17 protein-coding genes, 1 tRNA gene and 2 pseudogenes are annotated in these 22,348 nt (G+C 66.6%); 14 read left to right on the forward strand and 6 right to left on the reverse strand.

Annotation, left to right across the window (positions count from 1 at the left end):
* Positions 1–53: 53 nt before the first annotated feature.
* Positions 54–1,097 (reverse strand): acylglycerol kinase family protein, encoded by a 1,044-nt coding sequence (locus KZO24_RS16775; protein WP_271181416.1) that lies wholly within the window; start codon positions 1,095–1,097, stop codon positions 54–56.
* 162 nt (positions 1,098–1,259) lie between these two features.
* Here KZO24_RS16775 and KZO24_RS16780 point away from each other — a divergent pair, with 162 nt between their 5' ends.
* On the forward strand, positions 1,260–2,396 hold the full coding sequence (locus KZO24_RS16780) for a CDP-alcohol phosphatidyltransferase family protein (protein ID WP_486486648.1): 1,137 nt from the start codon (positions 1,260–1,262) through the stop codon (positions 2,394–2,396).
* Between the two features lie 20 nt (positions 2,397–2,416).
* Positions 2,417–2,848 (forward strand): HIT family protein, encoded by a 432-nt coding sequence (locus tag KZO24_RS16785; protein WP_271181434.1) that lies wholly within the window; start codon positions 2,417–2,419, stop codon positions 2,846–2,848.
* Between the two features lie 128 nt (positions 2,849–2,976).
* Here the strand turns inward: KZO24_RS16785 and KZO24_RS16790 are convergent.
* A pseudogene (locus KZO24_RS16790) lies at positions 2,977–3,733 on the reverse strand (phosphocholine cytidylyltransferase family protein).
* A gap of 148 nt (positions 3,734–3,881) precedes the next feature.
* Between KZO24_RS16790 and KZO24_RS16795 the strand changes: the two are divergent.
* Both KZO24_RS16795 and KZO24_RS16800 read left to right on the forward strand, forming a co-directional pair.
* Positions 3,882–5,249: a lipopolysaccharide biosynthesis protein gene (locus tag KZO24_RS16795; protein WP_211149465.1), complete on the forward strand. Its 1,368-nt coding sequence runs from the start codon at positions 3,882–3,884 to the stop codon at positions 5,247–5,249.
* A 33-nt stretch (positions 5,250–5,282) separates the two neighbouring features.
* Positions 5,283–6,503 carry a M20 metallopeptidase family protein gene (locus KZO24_RS16800; protein ID WP_271181413.1) on the forward strand — a complete coding sequence of 407 codons (1,221 nt, stop codon included), beginning with the start codon at positions 5,283–5,285 and terminating at the stop codon, positions 6,501–6,503.
* Positions 6,504–6,653: 150 nt separating this feature from the next.
* Here the strand turns inward: KZO24_RS16800 and KZO24_RS16805 are convergent, their stop codons facing one another.
* Positions 6,654–6,944, reverse strand: a complete 291-nt coding sequence (locus KZO24_RS16805; RefSeq protein WP_008829718.1) for a GNAT family N-acetyltransferase — start codon at positions 6,942–6,944, stop codon at positions 6,654–6,656.
* A gap of 61 nt (positions 6,945–7,005) precedes the next feature.
* Between KZO24_RS16805 and KZO24_RS16810 the strand changes: the two genes are divergently transcribed.
* Together KZO24_RS16810 and KZO24_RS16815 are read left to right on the forward strand one after the other, a co-directional pair.
* Positions 7,006–8,001: a threonine aldolase family protein gene (locus KZO24_RS16810; RefSeq protein WP_271181412.1), complete on the forward strand. Its 996-nt coding sequence runs from the start codon at positions 7,006–7,008 to the stop codon at positions 7,999–8,001.
* Positions 7,998–8,906, forward strand: coding sequence for a DMT family transporter (locus KZO24_RS16815; RefSeq protein ID WP_271181411.1), 909 nt, complete (start codon positions 7,998–8,000; stop codon positions 8,904–8,906). Before KZO24_RS16810 ends, KZO24_RS16815 begins: the two co-directional genes overlap by 4 nt.
* Here KZO24_RS16815 and KZO24_RS16820 read toward each other — a convergent pair.
* Entirely contained in the window at positions 8,871–9,674 is an 804-nt protein-coding gene (locus KZO24_RS16820) for a Rossmann-fold NAD(P)-binding domain-containing protein (protein ID WP_271181410.1), read from the reverse strand. The two genes, KZO24_RS16815 and KZO24_RS16820, sit on opposite strands and share 36 nt — an antisense overlap.
* Before the next feature lie 169 nt (positions 9,675–9,843).
* Between KZO24_RS16820 and pepN the strand changes: the two are divergent.
* From pepN to KZO24_RS16850, 6 genes and pseudogenes are all read left to right on the forward strand, one after another.
* Positions 9,844–12,497, forward strand: a pseudogene (gene pepN, locus KZO24_RS16825) (aminopeptidase N).
* Positions 12,490–13,260 carry a peptidoglycan editing factor PgeF gene (gene pgeF / locus KZO24_RS16830; protein WP_271181408.1) on the forward strand — a complete coding sequence of 257 codons (771 nt, stop codon included), beginning with the start codon at positions 12,490–12,492 and terminating at the stop codon, positions 13,258–13,260. Before pepN ends, pgeF begins: the two are co-directional and overlap by 8 nt.
* Positions 13,261–14,380: 1,120 nt before the next feature.
* On the forward strand, positions 14,381–14,914 hold the full coding sequence (gene petA / locus KZO24_RS16835) for a ubiquinol-cytochrome c reductase iron-sulfur subunit (RefSeq protein ID WP_008830913.1): 534 nt from the start codon (positions 14,381–14,383) through the stop codon (positions 14,912–14,914).
* Between the two features lie 23 nt (positions 14,915–14,937).
* The gene (locus KZO24_RS16840; RefSeq protein WP_008830912.1) at positions 14,938–16,239 is read left to right on the forward strand and encodes a cytochrome b; all 1,302 of its coding nucleotides are present in this window, start codon (positions 14,938–14,940) and stop codon (positions 16,237–16,239) included.
* A gap of 26 nt (positions 16,240–16,265) precedes the next feature.
* Positions 16,266–17,105, forward strand: coding sequence for a cytochrome c1 (locus KZO24_RS16845; RefSeq protein WP_271181405.1), 840 nt, complete (start codon positions 16,266–16,268; stop codon positions 17,103–17,105).
* 196 nt (positions 17,106–17,301) lie between these two features.
* Entirely contained in the window at positions 17,302–17,838 is a 537-nt protein-coding gene (locus tag KZO24_RS16850) for an adenine phosphoribosyltransferase (RefSeq protein WP_271181404.1), read from the forward strand.
* A gap of 148 nt (positions 17,839–17,986) precedes the next feature.
* Here the strand turns inward: KZO24_RS16850 and KZO24_RS16855 are convergent, their stop codons facing one another.
* Positions 17,987–19,066, reverse strand: coding sequence for a malonyl-CoA decarboxylase (locus tag KZO24_RS16855; RefSeq protein WP_486486649.1), 1,080 nt, complete (start codon positions 19,064–19,066; stop codon positions 17,987–17,989).
* A gap of 551 nt (positions 19,067–19,617) precedes the next feature.
* Here KZO24_RS16855 and KZO24_RS16860 point away from each other — a divergent pair.
* Positions 19,618–19,691, forward strand: a tRNA-Gly gene (locus tag KZO24_RS16860).
* A 424-nt stretch (positions 19,692–20,115) separates the two neighbouring features.
* The gene (locus KZO24_RS16865) at positions 20,116–20,331 is read left to right on the forward strand and encodes a hypothetical protein (protein ID WP_271181402.1); all 216 of its coding nucleotides are present in this window, start codon (positions 20,116–20,118) and stop codon (positions 20,329–20,331) included.
* Positions 20,332–20,450: 119 nt separating this feature from the next.
* Here the strand turns inward: KZO24_RS16865 and proP are convergent, their stop codons facing one another.
* Positions 20,451–22,178: a glycine betaine/L-proline transporter ProP gene (gene proP / locus KZO24_RS16870; protein ID WP_486486650.1), complete on the reverse strand. Its 1,728-nt coding sequence runs from the start codon at positions 22,176–22,178 to the stop codon at positions 20,451–20,453.
* Positions 22,179–22,348: the final 170 nt, after the last annotated feature.

The raw sequence follows: 22,348 nt of genomic DNA on the forward strand, positions 1-22,348 counted from the left end.
CGGACAGGCCAGCCGCAATTACAAGGTGCCAGTTGGAACCCGGCCGTCAGGCGTCAGGGGACGACGAAGTTGATCTGCGGCCCTTCCTCGAGCACGTAGCGACCGGCCGGGAAAGCCTCACCGTCGAGGATGAAGGTGCCGCCAATGTCCATGTCGACTTCGCTGGCGCTCACGCGGTGCGCGCCCTTGCGGGCGAACAGCTTGAGGTTCAGGCCGAACATCATCGCGGGCAGCAGCGCCACCAGCCAACGGATCGGCCAGTCCATCACTGCCAGCTTGAGTCCCGGCGCCGGATTGCGCCCGAAAGGCTTTGCGCCGAGCGGGAAGCGCTCGAAGGTGGTGGCGATCGTCAGGTAGCGCTCGTCGGCACTGCCCTTGCCCATGTAAGGCAGGTGCTCGCCGGTGCGGCGATCGACGATGCGGGTCGGAGTGCAGGCGCGCCAGGCGTTGCGGGCGCCGCCGAACAGGGTCTGCAGCACGCCCCACAGAATGGTGAGGCCGACCGCGAAGCTGTTGAACAGGCCGCGGCGGTGCGCTTCCTGCCCGGCCTCGGTCGCGAGCGAAAAAGCGCCGGTGCCCAGGATGAAACCCTGCACGCAGCGCGCGGAGCCGTCAGCGGGCGAAATCCGCAGCGGGCTGCGCGAGATCGTGCGGCCACGATGGGCGGAAGCCAGTGCTTCGGCCAGCGACCACTTGCCCGGCAGGCCAAGATCGACCGCCAGCGCGTTGGTCTTGCCTTTGGGCAGCACGATGAAGGTGGGCCAGTCGTTTCCGAAGATGTCCGCGCCGGCCGAGAGCACGTCACGCACGGTGCCGTCGCCGCCGTCGACCACGAGGTAATCGATCCCGCGCCGTGCGAACTCCGCCAGCGTATAGTGCAGTTCCTCGCGCGTGGAGGGGGTCTGCGTCAGGATATTGGAGCAATCGGCCATCTCGGGCTTGATGCCCTTGTTGCGATGGCTACGGGGATTGCGGACGATGCCGACCAGCGGAACCGCACGGCCACGGCGGACGGGGCGCACCGTGCGCGCGCCATCGCGGCGACCAAGCTCGCCGAAGATCGGCAGCGTCTCGAAGGTGTGAATGCTTCCGTGCACGGCGCACCATGTAGTGTCACCGGCCCGGAAAATCACCCAGAAATATGCTCTGACACATTTGAGTTACAGTTTAATGGCGCTTGTTACCGTATCGACACGCTTGTGGCCGAACCGGGGCAGCCGCGATTGTCACCCGGTGCGCAAGGCACTACGTGGCGGTCCATGGTCCAGAATACGCAAGTGCTGCCGGTGGTCACGATCGGCGAAAATCCCGTCAAGCTATGGGGTCTGAGCCCGTCCGTGCGGGTCGGCCGGATCGCCCGCGCCGCCGGTCTCGAACCGGTCGATGCGGTGCCCGAAGGTGCGGCTGTCCTCTCCAACGCGGCTTTCGCGTGGGATCCGGCGTGGTTCGGAAACATCACCGGGCGGCCGGGCATGGTGCTGACTCTGGGCGGTGTTCCGGCGCTTGCCCATGCTGCAAATGCACATCAGACGGCGCGAGTCGCCGAGGCGATGGCGGCAGGCGTTTCGTTGGCTGATTCGACCGGGTTCGACGTCGTCGCCTACGAAGACGGCCCGACCATTGAGAACAAGCAGCTTCGCAAGCGCGAGACGCCGTTCCTCATGGCCCTGACGTCCGCGACGTTGCGCCAGATCGAGCGGGCCAGTTATTTCGGCGCCTACAAGGGCGTGACCGACGTGCTGACCAAGTACCTGTGGCCGGAGTGGGCGCTGGTGCTCACCCGCATCTGCGCGAAGCTGGGCGTGACGCCGAACATGGTCACCACGGTGGGCGCGGTGTTCTGCGTGGTCGCGACGGTGCTCTTCGCTTACGGGCATTACTGGCTGGGCATGGCGCTGGGCCTCGTGTTCATGGTGCTCGACACCGTGGACGGCAAGCTGGCGCGCTGCACGATCACCTCCTCGGCGTGGGGCAATGTGTTCGACCACGGCATGGACCTCGTCCATCCGCCGTTCTGGTGGTGGTTCTGGGCAACCGGTCTCGGCGCCTGGGGCCTTGCCTATGATCCCACGACTTTCTGGTGGGTGCACGGCGCGATCCAGGGCGGCTACTTGGTGCAGCGGCTGATCGAGGGCGCCTTCATGCGCCAGAACGGGCTGATGCACATCCACGTGTGGCGGCCGTTCGACAGCAAGTTCCGCCTGATCACGGCGCGCCGCAATCCGAACATGGTGATCCTCTTCGTGGCGATGGTGTTCTCGCGGCCCGACCTCGGCCTGATCGCGGTGGCCTGGTGGACGGCCCTGTCGTGCCTGATCCACGCCGTGCGGCTGGTTCAGGCATGGATCGTGCGGGCGCGCGGTGGCACGATCACCTCCTGGCTGGCGGAAGGCTGAAGATCATGAACGCGACGCCTGTGAACGCTACAATCGAGAAGTTCGGCTGGCCCGCGACGCTGGTGGCGGAGTTCGACCACTGGGTCGTGCTGGCCCGCCCGGCGCAGCCGACCCTCGGCTCGCTGGTGCTGGCGGCGAAGAGCGATGTCACCGCCTTCGGCGACCTTCCGGCCGAGGCGCATGCCGAACTGAAGCGCGCGACCGGCGCCGTCGAGGCGGGGCTGGGTAAGGCGGTCGGCTATGCCAAGCTCAACTACCTGATGCTGATGATGGTGGACCCGCATGTCCACTTCCACGTCATCCCCCGCTACGAAGGCGCGCGCGAGTGGCAGGGGCGTGAGTTCGTCGACTGCGGCTGGCCCAAGGTGCCGGACCTCGGCCATGCGGTGGCGCTGGAAGGCGCGGACCTCGATGCGCTGGTGACGTGGTTGAAGGGGTTTTTCGAGGGCTGATGCCCACCCCGTCCGGCTAGATCGCTTCGCTCTCAAGCCTTCCGGCCCTCCCGCACGCGGGAGGGCGAAACGATGGGCTCTCATCCCCTCCCGCGTGCGGGAGGGGGCAGGGTGGGCTTCCCCTTACCTCACCACGTATCGGTCAGCTTCGTCGCGATCTCGATGTCGTTGAGGAAGTCCACCTCGGCCCAGTCCAGCCCCTCGATCGAAACCGTGCCGACCTTGCCGGTGGGCGCGATCGAGATCGATGACCTTGAGATACCAGTGCTGGACGCCCTCGGGCGTGCGCATCGCCTGGCGCACGGTCTCGCGGAACAAGTCCGCGCCTTCGCCCCGGAATGCGAGGAAGCCGATCGATTCGGAATTGGACTGCGCCGCCGTCAGCGTCTTGCCGATGTGGATCAGGCGGCCTTCGGGGCTGCGTTCCACCTTCATGTCGTCGCTGTCGTAGCCGTCCGCCTTGACGTCCACCGTCACGGTGATCGGCCAGGGCTTGCCGTCGGGACCGGCCGCGCCCTGCTGGACCGTGCGCACGATCTCTTCCGACACCAGCGTGTCGCCGTTGAGGATCATAAAGTCACCGCGCATCGCCTCGCGCGCGATCCAGCATGAACCGAGGTTGTCGGCCACCTTGAAGAAGGGATTGAATCGCACCGTGATTTCCACGCGCGGGTCGCGGATGGAATTGAGGTGATCCTCCAGCATGTCGGTCATGAAGCCGGTGACCACATCGATCCGCTTGACCCCGCCGCGCGCCAGCATCTCGATCTGCCACTCGATCAGCGAGCGGCCGGAGAAGTCGATCAGGCACTTGGGACGCTCGGCCGTGAGAGGGAGCAGGCGCGAGCCCTGGCCGGCGCTGAGGAGGATTGCGTGTTCGATCATGTGTCATTCAGTCTGCTTGGGGAAGGGGCCATCTAGCGACTGCACTGCGAAAGGGAAAGCTCTGGCGGGGCGACCCGAGCCGGCCATACGTACAAGAAGAGCGAGCCCACCCTTGCAACTGACAGCCCCCTCGTCCAAATGCGAGCCAATGTCCGCCAAACGCTACCGCCAGGAGAGTGCATCTCCGCTAGGGCGGATACTCCAGAACACCGCCTGGCTGCTCGGCGGCAAGGGCTTCGGCGCGATTTGCGGGCTGGCGTACCTCGCCATCCAGACGCGCACCCTCGGCCTCAAGGATTTCGGCCACTTCTCGCTGATCTTCGGCACCGCGCAGGCGCTGACCTCGCTCGCAGGCTTCCAGACCTGGCGAGTCGTCGTGCGCTACGGGTCGGAGCACGTCCACGCGAAGGACTGGGAGAAGTTCGGCCGCCTCGGCATGCTGTGCGGGGTGATCGATGCGGTCGGTGCGATTCTCGGCTGCGGGCTGGCGGCGATCCTGATCTTCGGCTTTGCGCATCTGCTCGAACTCAACCCCAGCTTCATCCATATCGCGTTCTGGTATTGCGTGGGCTCGCTCTGGGCGCTGGTTTCGGCCCCGACCGGGATCGTGCGCGCGCTCAACCGGTTCGACATGGCCGTCTATGTGGAGGCGATCGTGCCGAGCGGGCGCCTCGTCGCCGCGCTGATCATCTGGTTCACCGGGCCGACCGTTGGCCGGTTCCTGGCGGCCTGGGCCGCAATCGATATTCTCGAGGCCATCCTCTACTGGACCATGGCCCGCCGCCTCAGCCCGCAGGCGGTGCGGATTTCCTACCTCTTCCAGCTGCGCCGCGCGATCCGGGAGAACCCGGGCGTCACCCAGTTCTTCTTCGTTACCTACATGGGCTCGGCCATCGATGCGGCCATGAAGAACGGCCCGCTGCTGGTCGTCGGCGGCTGGGTCGGCACCAAGGCGGCGGGCCTCTATCGCCTCGCCTCGCAGCTGTCGCAGGCGCTGAGCAAGCTCTCCACGCTGCTGACCCGCTCGGTCTATGCCGAAGTGGCCCGCGTCCGCGTCGCCTCCAAGGCCGAGGAATTCCGCAAGCTGGCGCTCCAGACCAGCCTGATCGCGGGCGGTGCGGGCCTTGCCGTGGTGGCGGTCGCGTATTTCCTCGGCGAACAGCTGCTGGCGATGATCGGCGGCGATGCCTTCGAAAGCGGCGCCTCGATCCTCATCCCGCTGGCCGTGGCCGCCAGCTTCGACCTTGCCAGCGTGGCGTTCGAGCCGGTGCTGCACTCGACCGGCAAGGCGCGCCAGTCGCTCGTCGCGCGCCTGATCGCGCTGGCGGCGCTGGGCGTGGGCCTGTGGCAGTTCATCCCCATCGGCCCGAGCGGCGCGGCCTGGGCCGTGGCGCTGGCGGGGGCGACCTCCTACGTCGCCATGGGCGTGATGGCGTGGCATACGCTGCGTCAGGTCGATGCGGGCAAGATCATGGTGGGCCTGCCCGATGACGTCGAGGTCGGGCCGGAGGAGTAACCCCGGCTCGACAGCGAAGCGTCCGCGCGTATCATGCGCGGTATGACTCTCGTTGCCGAAGCCGCCGCCCTTTCCGACAGCATCGTCGCCTTGCGCCGTGCGATCCACGCCGAGCCCGAAATCGGCCTCCACACCCCGAAGACGCGCGACAAGATCCGCGAGGCGCTGGCGCACCTGCCCCTCGAATGGGCGGAAGGGCCGTCCACCACCGGCCTCGTCGCGACGCTCAGGGGCGGCGCGGGAAAGGGCCGCTCGGTGCTGCTGCGCGGCGACATGGACGCGCTGCCGATGCCCGAGGAAACCGGGCTGGACTTCGCCTCCATCATACCCGGCGTCATGCACGCCTGCGGCCACGACACCCACGTCGCCATGCTTGCCGGGGCCGCGCAGTTGCTCTGCGCGCAGGCCGACCGGCTGGCGGGCGAGGTCCGCTTCATGTTCCAGCCCGGCGAGGAAGGTTACCACGGCGCGCGCTTCATGCTGGAGGACGGCCTGCTCGGCGGTGAGGGCTTCGACCGGCCGCTGCCTGACGCGGCCTTTGCGCTCCACGTCATGCCCAATGCGCCCCACGGCCTGATCGGCGGGCGCGCGGGCGCTCTGCTGGCGGCGGCGGACCAGCTCAGGATCACCGTGACCGGGCGCGGCGGCCATGCCTCGATGCCGCACGATACGATGGACCCGGTGCCGATCGCCTGCGAGATCGTCGGCGCCATCCAGACCATGGTGGCGCGCCGGTTTAGCGTGTTCGATCCCGTCGTCGTCACGATCTCGAAGATCGAAGCGGGCACCGCGCACAACGTCATCCCCGACACCGCGACCATGACCGGCACCATGCGCACGCTTTCCGCCGCCAACCGCGCGCGGCTGAAGGACGAACTGCCGCTGCTCGCCGCCGGGATCGCGGGCGCGCACGGGCTCAAGGCCGAGGTCGAGGTGATCGAGGGCTTCCCGGTGACCCTGTGCGACCATGGCGCCGTCGATTTCGGCGAGGCCGTCGCCCGCGACCTGCTGGGCGAGGCGGCGTTCCTGCGCCTCGCCGACCCGATCATGGGAGCGGAGGACTTCGCCTACGTGCTGGAGAAAGTGCCCGGCGCGATGTTCTTCCTCGGCGTCAGCCACGAGGGCGCGGATTGGCGCCAGTGCTGCGGCATCCATTCGACGCGCATGATGGTCGACGAAAGCGTGATGCCGCGCGGCGCGGCCTTCCTCGCCGAGCTGGCGACGCGGTTCCTGGCGGATGGGTGGGGAGGGTAAGCAACCTCCCCTCGTTCGTCATTGCGAGCGTAGCGAAGCAATCCAAGGCGGCGCTGAATTGCCCTGGATTGCTTCGCTACGCTCGCAATGACGAACGAGGGGAGTGGGACTAATGACGAGGGGAGTGGGCCAGGGCCGACCCCAGCGCCCTCACGCCTTCACGTCCGCCCATTCCGGATGCCGCTTGAACGCCACCGCGACGTAGCTGCATGCCGGCTCGATCTTGAAGTGGTTCTCGCGTGCATCGGCGACCATCGCCTCGACCAGCCGCATCGCGACGCCGCGCCCGCCGATCGCCTCGGGGACCAGTGTGTGGTCGGCAGAGCGCACCAGGCCGCGTTCGGTCCATGTCAGGCGGCCGATATGCTCGCTGTCCGCGACGTGGGCGTGGTACTCTCCGGCCGAGCCGAACTCGTGCTTGGTAATGGTGACGCCGACCATGGGGCGGTTCTCCTCGTTGCGCGCTTGACGGGGCGTGCGCGCGCTCACAGGGCATATGGCCATGCAGTTCACGTCCGACAATGCCGCCGCCGTCCATCCCGCCGTCTGGAAGGCGATGATGGCCGCCGATGCGCCCGACGCGCCCTATGACAACGACGCGCTGAGCCAGCGCCTCGACGCCACGTTCTCGGCGCTGTTCGGGCGCGAGTGCGCGGTGCTGTGGGTGGCGAGCGGGACCGCCGCCAACTGCCTTGCCCTCGCCGCCATGACGTCGCCGCACGGCGCCGTCGTCTGCCACCGCGAGGCGCATATCGAGATGGACGAGGCGGGCGCGCCGGGCTTCTTCCTTCACGGCGCCAAGCTGCTGCTGGCGGACGGGGCCAGCGCCAAGGTCACGCCTGAAACCCTCGCCGCCGTGATCGATCCGATCCGCGACGACGTCCATCAGGTCCAGCCCCATGCGATCTCGATCACGCAGGCGAGCGAGTACGGCTGCGTCTACCGTCCCGAGGAAGTCGCCGCGATCGCCGCTTTCGCGCAGGCGCGCGGCCTTGGCCTGCACATGGACGGCGCGCGTTTCGCCAATGCGACGGCGTATCTGGGCTGCTCTCCCGCCGAGGCCGCAGGCGCGGTCGATGCGCTGAGCTTCGGCTTCGTCAAGAACGGCGGCATGGGCGCGGAGGCCATCGTCTTCTTCGACGTCGAGGCCGCGCGCACGATCCGCTACCGCCGCAAGCGCGCCGGGCACCTGCAGTCCAAGGGCCGCTTCATGGCCGCGCAGATCCTCGCGATGCTGGAGGGCGACTTGTGGCTGGGCAACGCGCGCGCCGCCAATGCCGCCGCCGCCGAAATCGCCGCTGCCGCGCCGGGCCGCCTGCTCCATCCGGTAGAGGCCAACGAGATCTTCCTCACCTGCACCGCCGCCGAGCGCGAGGCGCTGCGTGCGCAAGGCTTCGCCTTCTACGACTGGGGCGCCGATGCCGCGCGGCTGGTGACGTCGTGGGATGCGAAGGACGCGCATGTCTCCGCCCTCGCCAGGGCATTGGCCGGGCTGTGACCGAGGCGCAGGAGCCCGCTTCCCGAGGCAAGGTGATCTTCGCCTTCCTCGTCGTCACGGCGATCTGGGGCTCGACCTGGCTGGTGATCAAGGATCAGGTCGGATCGGTGCCGCCGACATGGTCGATCACGTACCGCTTCGCGCTGGCGGGCGCGGGAATGCTGGCGCTCGCGCTGCTGCGGCGCGACAGTCTGCGCCTTTCGCGGCAGGGGATGGGGCTGGCGCTGCTGGTCGGGCTGAGCCAGTTCGTGTGCAACTTCCAGTTCGTCTACCAAGCTGAGATCCACCTGACCTCGGGGCTGGTCGCCGTCTGCTATGCGCTGCTGATGCTGCCCAATGCGGTGCTGGCGCGGATATTCCTCGGCCAGAAGGTGACGCCGGGCTTCGTCGCGGGCTCGCTGGTGGCGATCGCGGGCATCGCGCTTCTGATGGTCCACGAATACCGCAGCGCCCCGCCCGAGGGCCGCGTCGCGCTCGGCGTGCTGATGACTTGCGCGGGCATCCTCAGCGCCTCCACCGCCAACATCCTGCAGGGCACGAGCGTCGGCCGCGCGCAGCCGATGGTGCCGATGCTGGCATGGGCGATGCTGCTGGGCGCCGCGATCGACGCCTGCTGGAGCCTCGCCACCGTCGGCGCGCCGGTGATGGAGACGCGCTGGGAATACCTCGCCGGGATCGCCTACCTGGCGATCGCCGGATCGGTGGTGACTTTCCCGCTCTACTTCATGCTGATCCGCGAACTCGGCCCCGGGCGCGCGGCCTACAACGGCGTTGCGGTGCCGGTGGTGGCGATGGGACTCTCGACCCTGTTCGAAGGCTATCGCTGGACCGGCCTTGCGGTCGGCGGCGCGGTGCTGGCGCTGGCGGGGCTAGTGATCGCGCTGGCGGCGCGCAAGCGCGGCTAGGCCCTCGACATAAGTGGGGTAGCGCGGCCGCCAGCCGAGCACGCGCTTTGCCCTACCGTTCGCGACGCGCCGGTTCTCCGCGTAGAACGCCCGCGCCATGGGCGACAGCTCAGCCTCCTCCAGCGATTGCAGCGGCGGCAGCGGCGTCCCGGTAAGGCGGCAGGCTTCCTCCACCAGCAGGTTCTGCGCGCAGGGCAGGTCGTCGGCGAGGTTGTAGGCGCCCGGTTGAGCGCCGATCCCGGCCAGCACCCCGCTCGCGATGTCCTTGACATGGACGCGGCTGAACACCTGATCGGGCATGTCGATCCGATGCGCGCGGCCCAGCGCCAGCCGTTCCAGTATCGAGCGGCCGGGGCCGTAGATCCCCGGAAGGCGATAGACCCGCGCGCCCAGCGCCAGCCATGCCGCATCGGCTTCGGCCCGCGCCGTGCGGCGGCCGGTGCCGACAGGCGCGCTCTCGTCCACCCACGCGCCGCCGGTGTCGCCGTAGACGCCGGTGGAGGACAAGTACGACAGCGCCTTTCCCCTTAGCGCATCGCCATAGCGCTCGAGCACGAAGTCCAGCGGCTCGCCCCGCCCCTCACGTCCCGGCGGGACCGAGGAGAGCACGTGATCAGCATCCGCCAGAGCAAGGCGCACACTGCCCTCGTCGTCGAAGGCAAGGGTGCCCTCGCTGCCGGTCGAGACCACTTCCCAGCCCTGCACTTCGAACAGCGAGGCGATGAAACCGGCCGTATAGCCGAGACCGAAGATGAACAGGCGGCGCATGGTCCATAGCTAGCGAAGGTGGAGCGCGATGCCCACCCCGCTGCGACTAACTCAGCCTGCAGCTTCGCAAGTCTCGCTCCCTCCCGCTTGCGGGAGGGGTTGAGGTGGGCGGATCGCCAATGACGAATCCCCCGCTGGCAATCGGCCGCCGAGCCTCTAAGTAACAGGCATGGACATCGCCAGCAGACCCTCCGAGCCCGCCGAGAACACTCAAGTGGCGGATGCCGCGCCGCCGCTCGCCGCGCCTCCGGTGATCCGGCGCGAGGATTACCTGCCGCCCGCATGGCTGGTGCCTAAGGTCGCGCTGGATTTCCGCCTCGGCCTCGACGCCACTAAGGTCGTCGCCAAGCTCTCGGTCGCGCGCAATCCCGCAGGAAACGGCGCTTCGACGTTGCGCCTCAATGGCGACCAGATCGCCCCGCTGGCGGTCCGGGTGGACGGGCTCGACGTCAACGACTGGCGCCTCGACGGCTCCGACCTCCTCGTCGAACTGAACGGCGAGGCGCATGAGGTCGAGGTCGAAACCGCGCTCAATCCCGCCGCGAACAGCCAGCTCATGGGCCTCTATGCCTCGAACGGGATGCTCTGCACCCAGTGCGAGGCGGAGGGCTTCCGCCGCATCACCTTCTTCCCCGACCGGCCCGACGTGCTCTCCACCTACTCGGTGCGGATGAGCGGCGAGAAGGCGCAGTTCCCCATCCTCCTCGCCAACGGCAACTGCACCGCCAGCGGCGAGGGCGAGGACGGCACGCATTGGGCCGAATGGCACGATCCCTGGCCCAAGCCGAGCTACCTCTTCGCACTGGTAGCAGGAGACCTCGTCGCCAATCACGCGGAATTCACCACCATGGGCGGCCGCAAAGTCGACCTCAATATCTGGGTCCGCCCGGGTGACGAGGACCGCACCCAGCATGCAATGGATTCCCTCGTCAATTCCATGAAGTGGGACGAGGAAGCGTTCGGGCGTGAGTACGATCTGGACTTGTTCAACATCGTCGCCGTGTCCGATTTCAACATGGGCGCGATGGAGAACAAGGGCCTCAACGTCTTCAACACGCGCTATGTTCTGGCCGACCCCGAGACCGCGACGGACGGCGATTACGATGCCGTCGAAGGCGTGATCGGGCACGAATACTTCCACAACTGGTCGGGCAACCGCGTGACCTGCCGCGACTGGTTCCAGCTGAGCCTCAAGGAAGGCTTCACCGTGCTGCGCGACCAGCTGTTCAGCGCCGACATGGGCAGTGAGGCGGTCAAGCGGATCGAGGACGTGCGCGTCCTGCGCATCGCCCAGTTCCCCGAGGATTCCGGCCCGCTGGCGCACCCGATCCGGCCCGATTCCTTCCAGGAAATCAGCAACTTCTACACCGCGACGATCTACAACAAGGGCGCCGAGGTGATCCGCATGATGCGCACCATGGCGGGCCTCGAACGGTTCCGCCAGGGCACCGACCTCTACTTCGAGCGCCACGATGGCGAGGCCGCGACCTGCGAGGATTTCGTCAAGGCGATCGAGGATGGCGCCAGGCTCGATCTCACGCAGTTCCGCCTGTGGTACTCGCAGGCCGGCACGCCGCAGGTTGCTGCTGAGATGGCACACAACGGCACCCAAACGGTACTCAAGCTCACCCAGACCGTCCCCGCCACCCCGGACAGCCCGAAAAGCAGGCCATGCCGATCCCCTTGCGCGTCGCCCTGTTCGACCGCGACACCGGCGCGCATTCGGGCGAGCAGTTGATCGTCCTCGACAAGGACAGCCAGACCTTCACCTTCGACGGTTTCACGCAGCCGCCGGTGCTGTCGATCAATCGCGGCTTCTCCGCGCCGGTGGCGATCGAGTTCGAACGCGACAGCGCGGACCTCGTGTTCCTCGCCGCGCATGACGATGATCCCTTCGCCCGCTACGAGGCGATGCAGGGCCTCGTAGTCCAGCATCTCGTCGCCGCGGTCTCGGGCAAGCTCGACGATGCGGCGCGGGCCGAGGGCCGGGCGGCGATCGGCGAGGCTTACGGTTCGGTGATCGCCGACCCCGCGCTCGACGACCTGATGCGCGGCGAGCTGATGATCCTGCCCGCCGAGACCTACCTTGCCGAGCAGCTCCCCGTCTCCGACCCCGGCGCGATCCATGCCGAGCGCGAGGCGCTGAAGGCATGGCTGGGCCGCGAACTCACCGGTCCGCTTAAGGCGCTCCACGACCGCGCCGTCGCCGTGCCCTATTCGCGCGAGGCGGCCGCGCGCGGTGCCCGCAAGATCAAGACGCAGGCGCTGGTGCTGATCGCCTGCGGCGACCCGGCCGAGGGCGCTAGCCGTGCCTTCGCGCAGTACCAGGCGGCCGACAACATGACCGACCGTCAGGGCGCGCTCATGGTCCTCGCCAGCCTCGACGCGCCCGAGCGCGAGACGGCGCTGACCGACTTCCACGATCGCTACGAAGGCAATGCCCTCGTCATCGACAAGTGGTTCTCGCTCCAGGCGGGCGCGCTGAACCCGAAAGTGCTGGAGCACATCGCGGCGCTGGCGCAGCACGCAGACTTTACCATGACCAACCCCAACCGCGTGCGGGCGCTCTACATGGCGGCGGCAGCGAACCCCAAGGCGTTCCACGACGCCAGCGGCGAGGGCTACCGCATGATCGGCGACCTGATCCGCCGCCTCGACCCGATCAACGCGCAGACGGCGGCGCGCTTCGTGCCCTCGCTCGGCCGCTGGCGCCGGATCGAGCCGGTCCGCGCGGCGATGATGCGCGCCGAACTGGAGCGCATCGCGGCACTGCCCGACCTTTCGCGCGACGTGCGCGAGCAGGTGTCGAAGTCCCTTGGCTGAGCCGGTCGAAGTCAACCGCGCCGCCCTGCTCGAAGGTATCTCCCACGGCTTCCTCGGCCGCCGGGGCGGGGTGAGCGAGGGCGAGGTGGCGGGCCTCAACGTCGGGCGCGGTTCGGGCGACGACCTTGACCTCGTCGAGCGCAACCGTGCGCTGGCGGCCGAAGCGGTGCTGCCCGGCGCGCGGCTGGTCACGGTCTATCAGGTCCACTCGGCCGACTGCGCGGTGCTGGGCGGGGAACCATGGTCCGAGGAAGACCGCCCCAAGGCCGACGCCATCGTCACCGACCGGCCCGGCGCGGTGCTGGGCATCCTCACCGCCGACTGCGCGCCGGTGCTCTTCGCCGACCGCGAGGCAGGCGTGATCGGCGCGGCCCATGCCGGCTGGCGCGGGGCGCTGGGCGGCGTCACCGATTCCACCATCGCCGCGATGGAGGCCCTCGGCGCCCGGCGGGAAAGCATCGTCGCGGCGGTAGGTCCATGCATCGCGCAGGATTCCTACGAGGTGGACGCGGCGTTCCGCGAGCGCTTCCTCGCCGACGACCTGCCCAATGCGCGGTTCTTCCAGGAAGAGCGGCCGGATCATTTCCAGTTCGACCTCGAAGGCTACGTGCTGTGCCGGTTACGCCTCGCCGGGATCGCGCATCCCGAGGGGCTGCGGCTGGATACCTATGCCGAGCCCGAGCGGTTCTACTCCTTCCGCCGCGCCACCCATCGCGGGGAACTGAGCTACGGGCGGCAGATTTCGCTGATCGGGTTGGGCTGAGGGCGTACCTCCGTCATTGCGAGCGCAGCGAAGCAATCCAGGGCGGCGTCATACTGCCCTGGGTTGCTTCGCTACGCTCGCAATGACGAACTTGGTGGTCGGCAACTTACGCCCCTTAGCGGACTTCGCGTGAAGGTGGTGGACCGGCCTTTTCCCATTCCGCTGCGGTGTACTCAACGCACGGTATCAAGGTGCTACACCTATATCGCTCGCCAACCGCGCGACGAATAACGGCAACACGATCTCGATCAGATGCAAGGTCAACCACGAAGGCAATTCCCGGCCGAGGATCAAGTTGCGCATTGTCTTCAAGGTAATCGAACACAGTTTCGTCGCTGGTTAACTTACCATTCCAAAAGAGCTGATTGTCACGAATCTCCAAGAGATTCACGGTGGCCAGCTCGCCAAATTCGCACCCCTGCCGTTGCCAACCTGATGGTGATGGGTGGCAGTTAGGCCGACCCCCATTTTGCGTTAGCGATCTTTCACCACTATCCGCGCTCGAATTGCTTGTCAGATGAGCGACGGCCATGATGAAAGTAACGAATGTCATGCGGCGGAATGCTATCATGTGAATGGCAGCAATCCACCCAAATTCGCCGTCACCCTGAACTTGTTTCAGGGTCCAACAGGCCGATCGCCCAGTTCATGAGCGACTAAATCGACGGGGCGGTTTTGACCTTCCAGCGATGGCACCAACTGCGCGATGGATCCTGAAACAAGTTCAGGATGACGAAGGGCAGGGGCGCAACATCGGCGTCTCACTGATAGGCCCCCAACCCGCTCAGGCTGAGCTTGTCGAAGCCCCCGAGGCCGAGCGCTGCGGCCTGCCATGCTTCGGCAGCCCGAACGCGCCATCGCCACCGTCCCACCCCGAAATCACCGGTATCGCCAAGCCGATCGGCCTAACTTCCGTCCGTTACAGTAGCTTGCCTTGACCAAAATCAAGGTTGGCACAGGCGACGTTCATGTATAACAGAAGCCCCAAAGTCGGGAGATTCATGGGTTTTGCCCATGGTTCGTGAGCCGACACGGGGGATACCAGGATACCATTCGGTCTGATAGACCTTCTGCCGCACCTCCGGCAGAGAGGGTTGTCGAAAGCAAGGCAAGGGCAAACATGGCAGAAACAGAGGGCGTAAGGCGGCGCGATTTCATCAACATCGCCGCAGTCAGCGCTGCAGGCGTTGCAGGAATCGGGATCGTCGTCCCGCTCGTGAGCCAGATGTCGGCATCGGCCGACGTTCTCGCGGCATCTTCCACCGAAATCGATATCTCGGCGATCCAGCCCGGACAGGCGATCAAGGCGGTGTTCCGCAAGCAGCCCGTCTTCGTGCGCAACCTGACCCCGCATGAGATCGAGGCCGCCAACAAGGTCGATGTCGCCTCGCTGCGCGATCCCCAGACGCTGGAGGAGCGCACCAAGGAGGGCAAGGAGAACTGGCTCATCACCATGGGCGTGTGCACCCACCTCGGCTGCGTGCCGCTGGGCGCCGGCGAAGGTGAAGTGAAGGGCGAGTTCGGCGGCTACTTCTGCCCCTGCCACGGTTCCGCCTACGATACCGCGGCGCGCATCCGCAAAGGCCCCGCGCCCAAGAACCTCGAGGTGCCGAAGTACGAGTTCTCGTCCGACACCGTCGTCAAAATCGGCTGAGCCCAAGAGAGAGGATCAAGAACATGAGCTTTCCCTGGGCAAAGCACTACACCCCCGCGCATCCCTTCATGAAGTGGATGGACGACAGGCTGCCGATCCCGCGCCTCGTCTACAATGCCGTGGGTGGTGGCTACGAGGTTCCGCGCAACCTCAACTATTTCTGGAACTTCGGTTTCCTTGCGGGGCTCTGCCTCGTGCTGCAGATCGTCACCGGCATCGTCATGGCCATGCACTACGCGGCCAATACCGCCGTGGCGTTCGACACCATCGAGATGACCGTGCGCGACGTGAACTGGGGCTGGCTGATGCGCTATGCGCACGCCAATGGCGCCTCGGCCTTCTTCGTCGTCATCTACATCCACATCTTCCGCGGCTTCTACTACGGCTCGTACAAAGCGCCGCGCGAAATGGTGTGGCTGCTGGGCGTGGTGATCTTCCTGCTGATGATGGCCACCGCCTTCATGGGCTACGTGCTTCCCTGGGGCCAGATGAGCTTCTGGGGCGCCAAGGTCATCACCGGCCTGTTCGGCGCGATCCCCTTCGTGGGCGAGCCGTTGCAGCAGTGGCTGCTGGGCGGTTTCGCGCCTGACAACGCTGCGCTCAACCGCTTCTTCTCGCTGCACTATCTGCTGCCCTTCGTGATCCTGGGCGTGGTGATCCTGCACATCTGGGCACTGCACATCCCCGGCTCGTCGAACCCGACCGGCGTGGAAGTGAAGTCCAGCTCGGACACGGTGCCGTTCTACCCCTTCTACGTCGCCAAGGACGGCTGGGCGATCGGCGTCTTCGCGATCCTCTTCGCGATCGCGGTGTTCTACTTCCCCAACGCGCTCGGTCACCCGGACAACTATATCCCGGCGAACCCGATGAGCACGCCCGCGCACATCGTGCCCGAATGGTACTTCTGGCCGTTCTACGCGATCCTCCGCGCCTTCACGCAGGACTTCTTCTTCATCCCAGCCAAGCTGATGGGCGTGCTCGCCATGTTCGGCGCGATCCTGGTGTGGTTCTTCCTGCCCTGGCTCGACAAGTCGCCGGTGCGTTCGGGCGGCTACCGTCCGCTGTACCGCAAGTTCTTCTTCTTCGGCTTGATCCCGGCGATGCTGGTGCTGTTCTACTGCGGCGGCGCCGCGGCGGCGGAGCCCTACGTGATGATCTCGCAGCTGGCGGCGCTCTACTACTTCGCGCACTTCCTCATCATCATCCCGGTGGTCTCGGCGATCGAAAAGCCGCTGCCGCTGCCGTTCTCGATCACCGAATCGGTGCTCGGCAAGGATGACGAGGCCGTACTCGACGTTTCCGCCGCCCCGGCTTCGGCCGTCTGATCCAGCCAGAACGAAAGACGAAAGACATGGCACGCATTCTCTCGATCCTCGTCGGGCTGTTCTTCACGGTCGCGCTGGCGTGGTCGTTCGGCAAGGGCGCCTACACGCAGATCACCGAACCGCCCGCAGCGACTGCCGAGCACGAGTTCCACCTGCACCCCAAGGAACTCCACCTCGCCAGCGACGGCCCCTTTGGCAAGTTCGACAAGCAGCAGCTGCAGCGCGGCTTCCAGATCTACAAGGAAGTCTGCTCGGCCTGCCACTCGCTCAGCCACGTCGCCTTCCGCGACCTGGCGGCGCTGGGCTATTCCGAAGGCCAGGTGAAGGCCATCGCGGCGGGCTTCCAGGTCCCCGGCGTGGACCCCACCACCGGCGAGGCGAACACCCGTCCGGGCCTGCCGACCGACTACTTCCCCAAGCCCTTCGCCAACGACACGGCCGCGCGCGCAGCGAACAACAACGCGATCCCGCCGGACCTTTCGCTGATGACCAAGGCGCGCCACGAAGGCGGCCCCTACGTCTACTCGCTGCTGACCGGCTTCCAGGCCCAGCCCGCCGCGCTGCTGAAGGAGTTCCCGGACGCCAAGACGCCTGACGGCCTGCACTACAACCCGTACTTCGCGAACCTCAACCTCGCGATGGCGCCGCCGCTGACTGCCGACGGTCAGGTGGAATCCAGCCCGGGCAACCCGAAGCCGACGGTCGACCAGATGGCGAAGGACGTCTCGGCCTTCCTCGTCTGGACCGCCGAACCGAAGCTGGAGAAGCGCAACCAGACCGGCCTTGCCGTGGTGCTCTTCCTGATCTTCGCGACGGTGCTGGGTTATATGTCCTACCGCAACATCTGGGCGGGCAAGAAGCACTGAGCCCACCCATTTCGTCATTGCGAGGGGTGTAAGCCCCGCGGCAATCCAGCGCAGGGCAAACGGCTCTGGATTGCTTCGCTTCGCTTGCAATGACGAAGGGTTTTGGCGATGCCCTACTTGCTGCTAAGGGCTCCGGCGCCCCGCCATCCACGGTGATGGCGGGGCGCTTTGCTTATGAGCTGCCGGAGATGCAAAAGTGACCGTCGAAGACCTCCGCCAGCTGGTGCGCACGATCCCCGACTTCCCCAAGCCCGGAATCCTGTTCCGCGACGTCACCACCCTGATCGGCCACGGCCCCGGCTTCGCAGCGGCGGTGGGGCACATGGCGGACCGTGCCGAAGCGGCGGGCGCCGAGGTGATCGCCGGGATCGAGGCGCGCGGCTTCGTGTTCGGCGCGGCGATGGCGGCGCGCATGGGCCTGCCCTTCGTGCCGGTGCGCAAGCCGGGCAAGCTGCCGGTCCCGGTCCTCGCGATCGACTATGCGCTGGAATACGGCACAGACACGCTGGAGGTCGATCCGGGCGCGGTGCCGGACGGCGCCCGCGTGGTGGTGATCGATGATCTCATCGCCACCGGCGGCACGGCGCTGGCGGCGGTGGAACTGCTACGCCGGGCAGGGGGTGAGGTGGTGCATTCGCTCTTCGCCATCGACCTGCCTGACCTCGGCGGCGCGCAGCGGCTGCGCGATGCAGGCGTTCCGGCCGAGGCGCTGATGGCCTTCGAGGGGCATTGAGGCGCTAAGGGAAAAAGCCCACCTCTGCCCCCTCCCGCAAGCGGGAGGGGAATGAGAGGTCGGGTTTCCCCTTCCCGCAAGCGGGAGGGGCAGCGAGACTTAGTCCGCAGGACTTAGTCGCAGCGGGGTGGGAGGGTGGACCTGCCGCTCACGCCGCCACCGTCTCCTTGGCCTTCTTCCCACCCTTCTTCGCCCCGCCTTCCGGCTCCTCCAGCAGTGTTTGCACCGCCTTCGAGGTGACGACCGTGCCCAGTTCGGTCAGCGCGAAGAAGTTCGCCTCGATGTCGGCCAGATCGTAGAGGTAGTTCACCATGACCCCGTGCGCCTGCTTCTGCCCATTGGCGGAGAGGTCCGCATTGGCATGCACCGCCTCAAGCCGCGCGCCGTTGCCGAGGTGGAATCGCGCCACCGGATCGAGCGGCTGCCCGCCCTTCTTCGCCTCGACCAGGTAGCGCGCTGCCAGCCTGCGCAATTCCTGCGCGCCGGGGACCGGAGCATCGGCGTCCTGCTCCTTCGCCAACCACTTGGCAAAGCCCGGCACCGGTGAAAGCGTGGCGAACGTCTTGAGGTGCGGCAGTTCTTCCTTGAGCAGCCCGACCACGCGCTTGATCAGGTGGTTGCCGAAGGGGATACCCTTCAGCCCGACCTGGCAGTTGCTGATCGAATAGAAGATCGCGCAGTTGGCCTCGCGCGGGACGATCGTCTCACGCTCCTCGGAGATGATCTCGTGGATGGAGCCGGGAATCTGCTGCGTCAGCGCGACTTCGACGAAGATCAGCGGATCGTCCTGCATCTGCGGGTGGAAGAAGCCGTAGCAGCGCCGGTCGACCGGCTCGACCCGGCGGCGAAGGTCGTCCCAGCCCTGGATCTGGTGGACCGCCTCGTAGCGGATGATGCGCTCCAGCAGCTGCGCGGAGCTGTCCCAGCCGATCCGCCGCAGTTCGAGGAAGCCGGCATTGAACCAGGCCGTGAAGGCGTTCTCCAGATCACGGTCGAGCGCGGCCAGGCCTGAGGTGGAGGCCGAGCGCGGCACCGCCAGCAAATCTTCGCGCAAGTCGATCAGGCGCTGGGTGCCCTGCGGCGCCAGGTTGAGCTGGTTGATCAGCCGCCGGCTGGGCGACTTGCTGGCGACGTTGAGAGCGAGGGCGGAAGCCTCGTCCCGCTTGTCGTTCCATCTGGCGATGGCCTGGTCGATGGCCTTGGCGTCGGCCGGGTGGAGGTCGTGCACCTTGCCGAGAAACTCCTGCCGCGCGGCAAGGTCGCTCGCTTCGTAGAGATCGAAGAACGCCGAGGCGAGCGCCGGTCCCGAAGCCCGCCCGCGCAGCGAAAGCAGGGCGTCGGCAAGGTCGAGCAGGCTCTCCCCGCTCGCGGGCCGGGGGCGACGCCGATGCCGCGCAGCAGCTTGCCCAGCCCGGAATTCATCAGCAGATCGAGCGGGTTGCGCCGCCGCGCGGAAGCGGTTTCGGCGGGAGTGCGCGTCCGGGGCGTGTTCATCAGGACCTCGTTCTCGTCAGCTGCTTTGGGACGTCAGGCTATCATCGCTGCACCTGCGAGAGAATACGTCGAAGCCGGGATGCGCGACGTTCGGGGCAGGAAGAATGGTCCGGATCGGCAGTTTTCCGTGCCTCTGGCCACAGAAGCCGCCGGGGCGATCCTCGGATGTGCGCCTGTCATGTTGCAAGAATGCAAGAGAGGCGTTGACGTCGATGCCCCGACCGTGGCAAGCGCCTCCCACGACGCGGCCCGGGATACCACGGGGCTCGCGGTACGGCGCGATGAGCGGGTATAGCTTAGTGGTAAAGCTCCAGCCTTCCAAGCTGGCTATGCGGGTTCGATTCCCGCTACCCGCTCCAGCCACCCTTCCAAAATAGCCTGAAAATGCTATGAAACCCGCAGAAAACCAAGACTTTTGTGTCTTGGTTCGTCCGGGTATGACCACCTAAATCCACCCCCATCCGCCCCATATAGGGGCCAAACGGGGGCATGGCATTTTCCGGGCGATTAGCGTGGCCCCCAAGCGGGGGCCACGCCGCGGAAAAGGCAACGAATCATGGCACTTACCGATGTCGCTATCCGAAACGCCAAGCCACGGGCCAAGCCATACAAGATGGGAGATGCTCTGGGCCTGTTCCTTCTCGTCCAGCCGACCGGGGGCATCTTTTGCACCGTTTGGCCCGCGCTGGCGCAAGCTCCGATGGAAGGGATGACGGTGGCGGTCGTAATTAGGTAACTGCACCGTGCTGGCGGCAGAGTCGCGCCAGCGACTGGAGAATGTTGATGGCTGCCGAGAATTTGAGCCCTGAGCACGAACGGAACGCTGCGATCTATGTCGCTGTGATCGATGGGGCGACCTTCGGCCAGCTTGCCGGACGGTATGGCATCAGCAAAGTCCGGGTGCAGAAGGCCTACGCTCGCGAGCGCACGAACGCTTGGGAAGCGCGCAAGCGTGGTGAGACCAGCTACCTTGATCGGCCCATACCGGCGGACGTTTGAGGCATGCGGCATTAAAGGCACGGATCCGACGGCGCTCCTCGCCGAAGAGCGGACGGCAGAATTGCTGTCACAGCACTGGGTATTTTTCGACCGGGCTCCATGAGTACCCGCACGCCATCTCATCCGCGATCGAGCCAGTCGTTCCCTTTCTCCGGATATGCGTCGAGCGGCCGGGCGCGGGCCGGATCAGGACGTCTGCCGGGCACCTCGTCCGCCTCGTAGACACCCTGCTGGTCGATCTGGGGAAGCCCCATCTCCCAGAAGGTCAACGTCCGGAGAGGAGAAGGAGTATCGAGGGCGATCGCCGCAACCGGTTGATAGTTAGGTGAGTCCGCGCGCGGGTAACATTGCGCCCATGCTCCCCGGGTGCTCTGCCGTTCGTCCCCTTCCGGCGCCGCCAATCCGGGCAGAGCGGTATCGACCGTGACCGGCTCGTCGCTCTTCGCCAGCGCGACAGCTTCCGCCTGCGTCGCCACCGACGGGGGCGATCCTCGCAACGGCATGCCCGCCGTCTCCTTCACCGTCAGCATCGTCAGCAGCCCGATCGTCGCCGCGCCCATCAGGTAATAGGCGGGCACCAGCGGATCGCCGGTCTTCTCCACCAGCCACGCGGTCAGCAGTGGCGTGGTGCCGCCGAACAGCGAGACCGAGACGTTGAACGCGATCGACAGCGCACTGTAGCGCACCGGCGTGTAGAACAGCGCGGGCAGCGTCGAGGGCATCGAACTGGTGAAGCACACCAGCGTCACCCCCAGCAGCATCAGGCCGAGGAAGATCAGCCAGTCATTGCCGGTGCCGATCAGCAGCATGCACGGGATCGACAGCACGATCAGCGCGGCGCAGGCGCCGATGATCATAGGGCGGCGCCCCAGACGGTCGCTGAACCGGCCGCCGAGCACGTTGAGCGGCATCATCACCACCATCACGAGAATGATGAGCAGCAGACCCTTGCTTGTCGCATAGCCCATCGTCACGCTGAGATAATTGGGCATGTACGTCAGCAGCATGTAGTCGGTGACGTTGAACACCAGCACCAGCCCCACGCATTTCAGCAGCTGCGCGCGGTGGCGGCGGAACAGGTCGCCCAGCTTCGGGCGGTCGACCTCGCGCTTGTCGACGTCCTCGGCATAGGCCTGGAAGGCGGGTGTCTCCTCCAGCTTCAGGCGCATGTAGAGGCCCAGCAGGCCCAGCGGCCCGGCGACGAGAAACGGAATTCGCCAGCCCCACGCCAGCATGTCGGCGGGGGTCAGCGTCATCTGCAGTGCGGTGACGGTGCCCGCGCCCGCGATATAGCCGCCCAGCGTGCCGAATTCGAGCCAGCTGCCCATCTGCCCGCGCCGCCGGTCGGTGGAATATTCGGCGATGAAGGTCGCCGCGCCGCCATATTCGCCGCCAGTGGAGAAGCCCTGCAGCAGCCGCGCCGCCAAGAGCAGCAGCGGCGCCGCGATGCCGATCTGCGCATAGGAGGGGATCAGCCCTATCGCGAAGGTGCCCGCCGCCATCAGGATCATCGTCAGCGCCAGGATCTTGTGACGCCCATAGCGGTCCCCCAGCGGACCGAACACCAGCCCGCCGAGCGGCCGCACCAGAAACGCCGCCGTGAAAGTCGCGAACGTGGCGATCAACTGCACGCTGGCGCTGCCGGTGGGGAAGAAGACGTGGCCCAGCGTGATGGCGATGTAGCCGTAGACGCCGAAGTCGAACCACTCCATCGCATTGCCGAGCGCGGCGGCGCCGACAGCGCGGTTGAGGGTGGATCGGTCGACGACGGTGACGTCGTCCACGGTCAGTTCGCTGCTGCGCTTGAACCAGCCGTATTGGGCGCTGAGCGCCTGGCTAGCGGACATGTTTTTCTCCGGTTTCCGCCGAAAGCGAGCGCGGATAAGGCGCGCGGGTGCACATGACGGATGCGGCCGACGAACGGCCATGGATCTGAAGCGACGCCGAAAACGGCATCAAGCGGGTCCGGCGGTCCCTAGAGAGGAATCGCGGGAGGGGAAACGGATGGACGAGCTGT

Source organism: Novosphingobium sp. NFX11 (genome assembly GCF_057376415.1).

Excerpts from the sequence above, each read along its gene's own strand:
- KZO24_RS16780 (WP_486486648.1), top strand. The coding sequence starts at position 1,260 with ATGGTCCAGAATACGCAAGTGCTGCCGGTGGTCACGATCGGCGAAAAT.
- KZO24_RS16795 (WP_211149465.1), top strand. The coding sequence starts at position 3,882 with ATGTCCGCCAAACGCTACCGCCAGGAGAGTGCATCTCCGCTAGGGCGG.
- KZO24_RS16800 (WP_271181413.1), top strand. The coding sequence starts at position 5,283 with ATGCGCGGTATGACTCTCGTTGCCGAAGCCGCCGCCCTTTCCGACAGC.
- KZO24_RS16805 (WP_008829718.1), bottom strand. The coding sequence starts at position 6,944 with ATGGTCGGCGTCACCATTACCAAGCACGAGTTCGGCTCGGCCGGAGAG.
- KZO24_RS16810 (WP_271181412.1), top strand. The coding sequence starts at position 7,006 with ATGCAGTTCACGTCCGACAATGCCGCCGCCGTCCATCCCGCCGTCTGG.
- KZO24_RS16820 (WP_271181410.1), bottom strand. The coding sequence starts at position 9,674 with ATGCGCCGCCTGTTCATCTTCGGTCTCGGCTATACGGCCGGTTTCATC.
- petA (WP_008830913.1), top strand. The coding sequence starts at position 14,381 with ATGGCAGAAACAGAGGGCGTAAGGCGGCGCGATTTCATCAACATCGCC.
- KZO24_RS16840 (WP_008830912.1), top strand. The coding sequence starts at position 14,938 with ATGAGCTTTCCCTGGGCAAAGCACTACACCCCCGCGCATCCCTTCATG.
- KZO24_RS16845 (WP_271181405.1), top strand. The coding sequence starts at position 16,266 with ATGGCACGCATTCTCTCGATCCTCGTCGGGCTGTTCTTCACGGTCGCG.
- KZO24_RS16865 (WP_271181402.1), top strand. The coding sequence starts at position 20,116 with ATGGCTGCCGAGAATTTGAGCCCTGAGCACGAACGGAACGCTGCGATC.
- proP (WP_486486650.1), bottom strand. The coding sequence starts at position 22,178 with ATGTCCGCTAGCCAGGCGCTCAGCGCCCAATACGGCTGGTTCAAGCGC.